Source organism: Kitasatospora sp. NPDC059577, from assembly GCF_042735475.1.
In the GTDB taxonomy this organism is placed as follows: Bacteria; Actinomycetota; Actinomycetes; order Streptomycetales; family Streptomycetaceae; genus Kitasatospora.
Map to the genome: position 1 here is coordinate 64,348 of NZ_JBHWBZ010000051.1, position 8,692 is coordinate 73,039.

Sequence of the window (8,692 nt, forward strand, 5' to 3'; positions counted from 1 at the left end):
CTCCCCCGCCCCCCCCCCCCCCCCCCCCGCGCGCGCGCCCCCCGCGCGGCGCCCCGGTCGGCCCGCGGCGCCCCCCCCCCCGGGGCGCGGGGGGCGGGGGGGGGCCCGTCGGCCCGACCGTGACGGCGGTTCGGGTGGCAGCGGTTCAGCCCACCGAGCTGTTGTAGCTCTCGATCGCCGGCTGCAGCTCCTTGGCGGCGTCGGACAGCGCCTGCTGGGCCGACTTGCTGCCCGAGACGGTCTGCTCGATCGCGGTCTCCACGCCCTTGCGGGCCTGCGGCATGACGCCGAGCAGGCAGCCCGCGGTGGCCGGGGTGGGCTTGGTGGACTTCAGCTGGTCGATCGCGGTCTGGAACTGCGGGTACTTGGCCACCCACTCCTTGTCCTTGGGGTCGTCCAGGGACTTCGTGTTCACCGGGAAGTACCCGGTGCCGGTGTGCCAGACGGCCTGCTGCTCGGGGGCCGTCACGAACTTCTCGAACTCCCAGGCGGCGCGCTTCTCGGCGTCCGAGTGGCCGGGGCCGCTGATCCACAGCGAGGCGCCGCCGATCACCGGGCCGCCCTGGTCCGCGGCGGTGACCTTCGGGAAGGCGGCGGTGCCGACGGCGAACTTCGCCGCCTCCGTGTAGCCGCGCAGCACGCCGGTGGACTCCAGGTGCATCGCAACCGTGCCGGCCTTGAACGCGGCCTGGGCGTCGTCGGTGGTGCGGCCGGTGTTGGCCGCGTAGCCGCCCTTGACCAGGTCGGCCCACCACTGGACGATCTGCGCGCCCTGCGCGGAGTCGAACACGACCTTGCCGGCCTTGTTGCTGCGGCCGTTGTCGCTGTCGCAGTACATGGCGCCGGACTCGGCCAGCAGCTGCTCCACGAACCAGCCGTAGATGGCGGCGCCGAAGCCGTACCGGACGGTCTTGCCGTCGGCGTCCTTCTTGGTCAGCTTCTTCGCGAGCTCGCCCAGCTCGTTGAGGTCCTTGGGCGGCTGCGCCGGGTCGAGGCCGGCCTCCTTGAAGGCGTCGTCGTTGAGGTAGAGCAGCGGCATCGAGGAGTTGAACGGCATCGACTGGAGCTTGCCGCCGACCGAGTAGTAGTTGCGGATGTTGGCGTCCAGGTCGCCCAGCGGGTAGCCGTCCTTGTCCGCGAAGGCCTGGGCGGGGACGGTCTGCCTGGAGTCGATCATGAACCGGGTGCCGATGTCGTAGACCTGCACCAGGGCGGGCGTGCCCTTCTGCTGCACCGCGGCCTTGTACTTGGTGACCAGCTCGTCGTACTTGCCCTGGAACTGCGCCTTGACCGCGACCTTGCCCTGGTGCGCGGCGTTGAACTGGTCGACCAGCCCGGTGAGCACCTCGGCGTTCTTGCCGGTCATCGAGTGCCAGAACTCGACGTTCGTGACGCCGGAGGCCTGGTCGAGCGCCTGGGCACCGGGCGCCGCGGCGTCGTTGGCGGAGCCGGAACCGGACCCGGAACCGGAGGAACTGCAGGCGGTCAGGGACAGGCCGGCCACCAGCAGGGCCGCGAGCGCGCGTGCACTCTTCTTCACGAGGGTTCTCTCTCTCGAACGCGATGGACTGGCGAGGGACTGGCGAGGGACGGACGTGGCACGGGTCAGCGCACCGCGCCCGCGGTGAGGCCGCGGACGATGAAGCGCTGGCCGAAGACCACCAGGGCGAGCGTGGGCAGCAGGGAGAGCACGACGCCGGCCAGGATCAGCCCGGGATCGGCCATCTCGGAGTCGCGCAGCGAGGTGAGACCGATCTGCAGGGTCTGCATCTCCGCCGTGCGCGTGATGATCAGCGGCCAGAAGTACTGGTTCCAGGCGGACAGGAAGACGTAGATCGACAGCGCCGCGAGCGCGGGCTTGTTGAGCGGGACCACGATCCGCCACAGGAAGCGCCAGTGGCCGGCGCCGTCGATCCGGGCGGCGTCGCGCAGTTCGCCGGGCAGCTGGCGGAAGGCCTGGCGCAGCATGAAGGTGCCGAAGCCGGACGCCAGGAAGGGCAGCACCAGGCCGAAGTAGGTGTTACCGAGCCCCCAGCCCGACAGCGTCAGGTAGTTGGGGATGATGATGGCCTCCCACGGGACCATCAGCGTCGCCAGGAACACCCCGAACACCGCCGCCCGCGCCTTCAGCGGCAGGAAGACGAAGGCGTACGCGGCCAGGATCGAGGTGAACAGCTGGGCGAGGGTGATGGCGGTGGCCACGACCGCCGAGTTGGCGTACTGGCGGGCCAGCGGGATCGCGTCCACGGCGCCCGAGAAGTTCCGCCCGGTGACCGAGTGCGGCACCAGCGCGGGCGGGTAGGAGGAGAGCTCCGACGGGCCCATGAAGGCGCCGGCGACCGCGTAGTACACCGGGAAGGCCACGGTGACGACGGCCACGCCGAGCAGCAGGTAGACGGCGGCGCGGCCGAGCAGGTCGCGCGGGGAGCGCCCGGCGAGGGTGCGGGTGCGCGGGCGGGGCGCCTCGGGCGCCTCGACGTCGGTGGTGGCGATCGAGGTCATGCGTAGTGCACCTTCCGCTCCAGGACGCCGAACTGGACGGCCGTGCAGGCGAGGACGACCACGAGCAGCACCACGGCCTGGGCACTCGCGGTGCCGAAGTCGCTGGAGCCGTAGGCGAAGGCCTTCTCGTAGACGGAGTAGACGAGGGTCCGGGTGGAGCCGTCCGGCCCGCCCTTGGTGAGGATGTGGATCTGGCCGAAGCTCTGCAGCGCGTGCACGGTGGAGACGACGGTCAGGAAGAACAGGTTCGGGCCGAGCATCGGGACGGTGATCGAGCGGGCCAGCCGCAGGCCCGACGCCCCGTCGATCCGGGCCGCCTCCACCACCTCCTGCGGGATCGAGCCGATCCCGGCGGAGAGCACCAGCACGTTGTAGCCGAGGTTCATCCAGACCGTGGTGACGGCCACCGAGACCAGCGCGTACCGGGAGTCGGTCAGCCAGCCCACCGGGCCGAGGCCGACGTGCGAGAGCAGGCCGTTGAGCACCCCGCTGGCCGGGTTGAAGAACACCGCGAAGACCACCGACGCGCTCGCCACCGAGAAGGCGAAGGGCAGCGCGAAGGCGGAGCGCAGCAGCCGCACGCCGCGGATCCGGTTCTCCAGGAGCAGCACCAGCACCAGCGCGCCGAGCACCCCTGGCACCACGGTGAGCAGGGTGAACAGCGCCGTGGTGACGAGGGTGCGGCGGAAGTCCGCCGAGGTCAGCAGGTCGGTGTAGTGCTTCGCCCCGACGAAGCGGGAGGGCGCGCCGAAGAGGTCGTTGGCGTGCCCGCTCAGGTAGACCGTCCGGCCCAGCGGGTAGCCGATGAAGAGGACGAAGACCACCAGGGAGGGCAGCAGGAAGGCCCAGGCGAGCCCGTGTTCGCCCCAGCGGCTTCGACGGCCCGCTCGGGGCGCGGTGTGCGGTGCGGTCGGCATACGGTGCGCGTCCGCCTTTCGTGATGTCGGTTCCGGCCGAAACCGTGTCCTGCCCACACGACGCGGCGGAAACCCCGTGGTGATCAACGGGTGTCACCGGGATTACGCGTTCGCGTCAGGTTTCGGCCGGTCGTGCCCGGACGGGCTCCCGCACCGCTGTTGAGCGGTTCACGGCGTTGTCGGAGGGGTGCCGTACGGTGCGCGGGTGGACGAAACGGAATTCGACATACGGGCCGCAATGGCCGAAAGTCTGCGCGGCCGCGCGGGCTCCTGGGCACTCGTCAGCGGCTTCGCCGCGTACTGGGGCGAGCCGCTCGGGCCGGACGACGGCTTCCCGGACGCCGACCTCGACGCCGCGGAGCGGCGGCTCGGCCTGCGGCTGCCGGCGGCGCTGCGCGAGGCGTACCGGCTGTTCGGCCGGCGGGCCGACCTCACCAGCAACCACGACGTGCTGCTGACGCCGGACGAACTGTTCGTGCTGGACGGCGCGTTGGTCTACCGGGCGGAGAACCAGGGCTGCGCGCACTGGGGGGTGCCGACGGCCTGCCTGGTGCCGGCCGGGCCCGACCACTCGGCTGCCGAGGGCGGCGGCATCGAGCGCGGGGACGTCGACGGCGGCGGGGGCGTCGACCGGGAGGATCCGCCGACGGTGATCCGGATGGACCTGGCCGACAAGTCCCTGGAGCGGTGGGAGCCCTGGGAGGAGCACTTCTCGACGGCGGCCGCGGTGATGGCCATGACGGAGAAGCTGCTGGAGGACCACGAGCTGACCGACTTCATCGAGTCGGAGGACGACCTCCCCGACGGGTTCCGGGAGCTGCCCGCACTCGGCCGGGGCTGTCGCTGGTACCAGGGGCCGGGCGTCCTGGTCTCGGTGGTCGAGGAGGCGTGGATGGCGGCCCGGGCACGCACCCCGGAGGCGCTGGAGGCGCTGTACGAGGCGGTGCCCGGGGACTGGCTGGGCGAGTGAGCCCCGCCCGCCCGCGACCCCCGTGCGCGGTCGGGCGGGGCCCGGTCGACGGTCGGGCGGGGCCCGTGGACGATCGAGCGGGGCCCGTGGGCGGTCAGGCGGGGCCCGTGGGCGGTCAGGCGCTGGAGCCGCCGTCGAGCACCAGGTCGCTGCCGACGGTGTAGCCGGCCTCGTCCGAGGCCAGGTACAGCACCGCGGCGGCTATCTCCTCGACCGCGCCGGCCCGGCCGACCGGGACGTCGGCCCGCATCCGCTCGGCCTTCTCCGCGGCGCTCTCACCCGGCCGGCCCGACATGGGGGTGTCCACCGCGCCCGGGCTCACCGAGTTGATCCGCACGCCGTCGGCGATGTGGTCGAGGGCGGCGGCGCGGGTCAGCACGGTGACGGCGGCCTTGCTGGCGGCGTAGGCCGCGAGGTTCGGGATCCGCCGGTGGGCGCCGAGGTTGGACGAGACGTTGACGATCGCGCCGCCGCCGTGCGCCCGCAGGTGGGCGATCTGGTGCTTCATCGCGAGCATGGTGCCGGTGAGGTTGACGTCGATCACCCGCCGCCACTCGGCCTCGTCGATGTCGGCCACCGGGCCGACCGCGCCGAGCACCCCGGCGTTGTTGACGGCGACGTCCAGCCCGCCGAACTGCTCGACGGTCTCGCGGACCAGCCGGGCGGCGTCGTCGCCGTTCGTCACGTCGCCGGTGAGGGCCACCGCCTTGCCGCCGGCCCGCTCGATCAGTTCGACGGTCCCGGCGAGCGGGGCGGCGCTCCGGCCGACGACCGCGACCCGGGCGCCCTCCTCGGCGAAGGCCAGGGCGATGGCCCGGCCGATGCCGCTGCCGCCGCCGGTGACCAGGACGGACTTGTCGGCGAAACGCGTGGTCATGATGTGAACTCCTCGGTCCGGGTGGTGCGTTCTGATGCGGTGGTGGTGGTGGTGCGGTCCGGTGCGGCGGCGCCGTCCGGTGGACTGGGGGTGCGCTCCGGTGCGGCGCTGCCGCCGTCCGGCGGGGTGGTGGTGCGCTCCGGTGCGGCGCTGCCGCCGTCCGGCGGGGTGGTGGTGCGGGGCAGGGCGGCGACTGCGACGGCGGTGAGTGCCAGCCCGGCGGCGGCCGCCGCGAAGGCCGTGGCGTAGCCGCCGACGACGCTCGGGCGGGTGGCGGCGAGCGCCATCAGGGCGGCCAGTGCGGCGGTGGGGCCGAGTTCCATGGCCGTGTTGAACACGCCGGCGGCCAGGCCGGTGCGCCCGGGCGCCACCCCGCCGGTGGCGAGGACGGCCGCTCCGGCGAAGGCGGCGGCGGCTCCGGCGGGCACCAGGAGGAGTGCGGGCAGCAGCCCGGTGGCGTACCCGCTGCCGGGGGTGATCCCGGCGAGCAGGCCGAGCCCGGCGCCCGCCACGGCCAGGCCGGCGACGGTGACGGGCACCGGCCCGTGCCGGAGGGTCAGTCGGCCGGCCAGGCGGCCGGACACCGGCAGGACGGCGGCGTACGGCAGGAAGGCGGCGGAGGTCGCGGCGGCGCTCCAGCCGCGTTGCTGCTGGAGGTAGAGCGAGAGCAGGACGAAGGTCAGCGCGGTGCCGGCGGCGGTCGCCATGACGGCGACCAGGGCGGTGCCGCGGCGCCGGTCGGCCAGGAAGCCGGGCGGCAGCAGCGGGTCGGCGGTGCGGCGTTCGGCGGCGGCGAAGGCGAGCAGCAGGGCGAGGCCGGCGGCCAGCGGCCCGTACACGCCCGGGTCGGTCCAGCCGTGTTCGGTGGACGCCACCAGGGCGTAACTCGCCGCGCAGACACCGGCGGTGGCGAGGGCCGCGCCGCGCAGGTCGAGGGCGGGGCGGCGCCCGGCGGAAGCGGCCGGTCCGGCGGGGGCGGTGCCGGGTACGGCGGGGGCGGTGCCGGGTACGGCACCGGGTACGGCGGAGGGTAAGGCGGCGGGCAGCGCGCCGGAGCGGGCGAGGCCGGTCAGGGCGGCCAGGACGGGCACCGCGAAGAGCCAGCGCCAGGAGACCGCGGCGGCGACCGCGCCCGACACCACGCTGCCGGCCGTCGCTCCGAGCACCGAGAGGCCGCCCCAGGTGGCCATCGCCCTCCGGTAGGCGGCGGGTTCGGGGTGCAGCGCCCGGACCACGGCGACCGCCGCCGGGGCGGTGAGGGCCGCACCGGCACCCTGGACGAAACGGCTCGCCAGCAGGACGGGGTAGCCGGGCGCGAGGGCGCAGGCGACGGAGGCGACGGCGAGCAGCAGCAGACCCCACCGGAGCACCGGGCGGCCGCCGTGACGGTCGGTCAACCGCCCGCCGAGCAGCAGCAGGGAGCTGAACGAGAGCCCGTACGCGGCACTCAGCAGCAGCACTCCGGACGGGCCGAGTGCGAACTCGCGGGCGACCAGCGGCAGCGGCACGGTGAGGATCATGATCGTGAAGATCAGCACCGCCTGCACCGCGCCGAGCAGCGCGAAGCCGGAGCGGCCCGCCGCTGTGCCGTTCATGCGCCCCCCTGTGCCACTCATGAGCCCCTCCCCTATAAAGACCGTTCGGTCCAGAATCACGACAGCCAAAGTCTCGGGCCGGTGCGGTCCGGCGTCAGTCGACGTCCAGCAGCGCCAGCGCCTGCTCGGCGGCGTCCCCCACCCGGGCCGCGCCGTCGACGGTCTTGCCCATCACCCGCATCCCCTGCATCAGCACCATCAGCATCCGGGCGAGCGCCCGGGGCTCCCGCCCGGCGGACAGCTCCCCCTGCGCCTGCGCCCGGACCAGGGCGGCGGTCAGCACCGCCTCCAGGTGGGCGAGGCTGGCACTGACCCGGCGGGCGGCGGAGGAGTCGTGCGGGGCGAGTTCGACAGCGGTGTTGGTGACGAAGCAGCCGCGCTCCCGCCCGGCCCCGGCCGACTCCGCCGCGTACCGGCGCACCATCGCCCGCACCGCCGGCAGCACCGGACCGGGCTGGGACAGCTCCGCCAGCAGCACCGGGTCGGTCTGCTCGGCGTACCGCTCCAGCGCGCGCAGGTACAGCTCGTGCTTGCTGCCGAAGGTGGCGTAGACGCTGGCCCGGCCGATGCCGAGCCGCTCGACCAGGTCGGCCATCGAGGTGGCCTCGTAGCCGCGCTGCCAGAACAACTCCAGGGCTGCCTGCAGTGCTGCGTCCGGGTCGAATTCCTTCGTTCGCGCCATGTCCCACACGCTAGCCCTTTCCGGAATGATCGGTCAAGAAAAATCGACGGCCGATCCCGGTCGAACAATCTGACGGAGCATTGCCAAGTGGACTAGACCAAGGCTACCCTTACCGCCTCATCCCTCCTTCCCCCCACAGGAGGCGTCTCCGCATGTCCGCACACGTCCCCACCTCCCCCCGCCAGGCCGCCGAGGCCGCCCGGCCACTGGTGCTGACGGCCTTTCGGATCGTCATCGGCCTGCTCTTCGCCTGCCACGGCGCCGCCTCGCTGTTCGGCGTCCTCGGCGGCGCCAAGGGCGGCGGCACCGTCCCGATCGGCCAGTGGCCCGGATGGTGGGCCGCACTGATCCAACTGGTCGGCGGCGTCCTCGTCCTGCTCGGCGCCGGCACCAGGGCGGCCGCCCTGCTCTGCTCCGGCTCGATGGCCTACGCCTACTTCACCGTCCACCAGGAGCACGCGCTGCTGCCGCTGCAGAACGGCGGCGAGGCCTCGGTGATGTTCTGCTGGGCGTTCCTGGCCATCGCCGTGCTCGGCTCCGGCCCGTACGCCGTGGACCGGTTGCTCGGCCGTCGGCCGGTGGCCGCGGCGGCCGAGCCCGCCGCGCAGCCGAGCAGGACGGGCTGAGCCCGGCGCACCCACCGGGGCGGGCCGGGCAGGACGGGCGGACCGGGGCGGGCCGGTTCAGTCCTCCGCGAGGTGCCGCTCCACCGAGGCGACCTTGGCGGTGAGGCCGTCGGTGACCCCGGCCCGGTCGTCGATCTTGATGACCGTGCTGACCCGGTTGCTGTGGGCCTTCACCGCCTCGATCGCCGCCCGGATCACCGGCATCACCTCGTCCCACTCCCCCTCGATGCTGGTGAACATCGCGTCCGTACGGTTCGGGAGTCCGCTCGCGCGGACCACCCGGACGGCGGCGGCGACCGCCTCGCCGACGTCCTCGCCGATCCCCAGCGGGGTCACGGAAAAGGCTGCGATCACGGCTCTGCACTCCTCGGGTCGACGGCACCGGTCACCGGTTCGGGCCCTCCCGAACCGGCGACCAGGCTAGGGCTTGTCTGACAATTCCCGCCGCGCGCACGACGCCGGGCATCCCGGCTGGACGCACCGCCCGATCGTCCCACAACCTCCCCGACGCGGACCCACCGGC

At 73.6% G+C, this 8,692-nt stretch carries 9 protein-coding genes; 2 read left to right on the top strand and 7 right to left on the bottom strand.

Annotated elements, in window-relative coordinates:
- Window positions 1–145: 145 nt before the first annotated feature.
- The 3 genes from ACFV0O_RS30645 to ACFV0O_RS30655 all read right to left on the bottom strand — a co-directional run bounded on the left by ACFV0O_RS30645 (window position 146) and on the right by ACFV0O_RS30655 (window position 3,419).
- The gene (locus ACFV0O_RS30645) at window positions 146–1,540 is read right to left on the bottom strand and encodes an ABC transporter substrate-binding protein (protein WP_380346948.1); all 1,395 of its coding nucleotides are present in this window, start codon (window positions 1,538–1,540) and stop codon (window positions 146–148) included.
- A gap of 65 nt (window positions 1,541–1,605) precedes the next feature.
- On the bottom strand, window positions 1,606–2,502 hold the full coding sequence (locus tag ACFV0O_RS30650; protein WP_380346950.1) for a carbohydrate ABC transporter permease: 897 nt from the start codon (window positions 2,500–2,502) through the stop codon (window positions 1,606–1,608).
- The gene (locus ACFV0O_RS30655) at window positions 2,499–3,419 is read right to left on the bottom strand and encodes a carbohydrate ABC transporter permease (RefSeq protein WP_380346952.1); all 921 of its coding nucleotides are present in this window, start codon (window positions 3,417–3,419) and stop codon (window positions 2,499–2,501) included. Before ACFV0O_RS30655 ends, ACFV0O_RS30650 begins: the two co-directional genes overlap by 4 nt.
- A gap of 205 nt (window positions 3,420–3,624) precedes the next feature.
- Here ACFV0O_RS30655 and ACFV0O_RS30660 point away from each other — a divergent pair, with 205 nt between their 5' ends.
- Window positions 3,625–4,389, top strand: coding sequence for an SMI1/KNR4 family protein (locus ACFV0O_RS30660; protein ID WP_380346953.1), 765 nt, complete (start codon window positions 3,625–3,627; stop codon window positions 4,387–4,389).
- A gap of 115 nt (window positions 4,390–4,504) precedes the next feature.
- Here ACFV0O_RS30660 and ACFV0O_RS30665 read toward each other — a convergent pair whose 3' ends face one another.
- From ACFV0O_RS30665 to ACFV0O_RS30675, 3 genes are all read right to left on the bottom strand, one after another.
- Window positions 4,505–5,266: a glucose 1-dehydrogenase gene (locus tag ACFV0O_RS30665; RefSeq protein ID WP_360266432.1), complete on the bottom strand. Its 762-nt coding sequence runs from the start codon at window positions 5,264–5,266 to the stop codon at window positions 4,505–4,507.
- Window positions 5,263–6,861, bottom strand: a complete 1,599-nt coding sequence (locus tag ACFV0O_RS30670) for an MFS transporter (protein ID WP_380346955.1) — start codon at window positions 6,859–6,861, stop codon at window positions 5,263–5,265. The genes ACFV0O_RS30665 and ACFV0O_RS30670 overlap by 4 nt, the downstream gene beginning before the upstream one ends.
- 94 nt (window positions 6,862–6,955) lie before the next feature.
- On the bottom strand, window positions 6,956–7,543 hold the full coding sequence (locus tag ACFV0O_RS30675) for a TetR family transcriptional regulator (protein ID WP_360266438.1): 588 nt from the start codon (window positions 7,541–7,543) through the stop codon (window positions 6,956–6,958).
- Window positions 7,544–7,695: 152 nt separating this feature from the next.
- Here ACFV0O_RS30675 and ACFV0O_RS30680 point away from each other — a divergent pair, with 152 nt between their 5' ends.
- Window positions 7,696–8,169 carry a DoxX family protein gene (locus ACFV0O_RS30680; protein ID WP_380346957.1) on the top strand — a complete coding sequence of 158 codons (474 nt, stop codon included), beginning with the start codon at window positions 7,696–7,698 and terminating at the stop codon, window positions 8,167–8,169.
- Between the two features lie 57 nt (window positions 8,170–8,226).
- Here the strand turns inward: ACFV0O_RS30680 and ACFV0O_RS30685 are convergent, their stop codons facing one another.
- Window positions 8,227–8,523, bottom strand: a complete 297-nt coding sequence (locus ACFV0O_RS30685) for an MTH1187 family thiamine-binding protein (RefSeq protein WP_360266443.1) — start codon at window positions 8,521–8,523, stop codon at window positions 8,227–8,229.
- Between the last annotated feature and the right edge of the window lie 169 nt (window positions 8,524–8,692).

What these genes read in the sequence shown, in the direction of transcription:
- ACFV0O_RS30665 (WP_360266432.1), bottom strand. Translation starts at nt 5,266, where the DNA reads ATGACCACGCGTTTCGCCGACAAGTCCGTCCTGGTCACCGGCGGCGGC.
- ACFV0O_RS30675 (WP_360266438.1), bottom strand. Translation starts at nt 7,543, where the DNA reads ATGGCGCGAACGAAGGAATTCGACCCGGACGCAGCACTGCAGGCAGCC.
- ACFV0O_RS30655 (WP_380346952.1), bottom strand. Translation starts at nt 3,419, where the DNA reads ATGCCGACCGCACCGCACACCGCGCCCCGAGCGGGCCGTCGAAGCCGC.
- ACFV0O_RS30650 (WP_380346950.1), bottom strand. Translation starts at nt 2,502, where the DNA reads ATGACCTCGATCGCCACCACCGACGTCGAGGCGCCCGAGGCGCCCCGC.
- ACFV0O_RS30670 (WP_380346955.1), bottom strand. Translation starts at nt 6,861, where the DNA reads ATGAACGGCACAGCGGCGGGCCGCTCCGGCTTCGCGCTGCTCGGCGCG.
- ACFV0O_RS30680 (WP_380346957.1), top strand. Translation starts at nt 7,696, where the DNA reads ATGTCCGCACACGTCCCCACCTCCCCCCGCCAGGCCGCCGAGGCCGCC.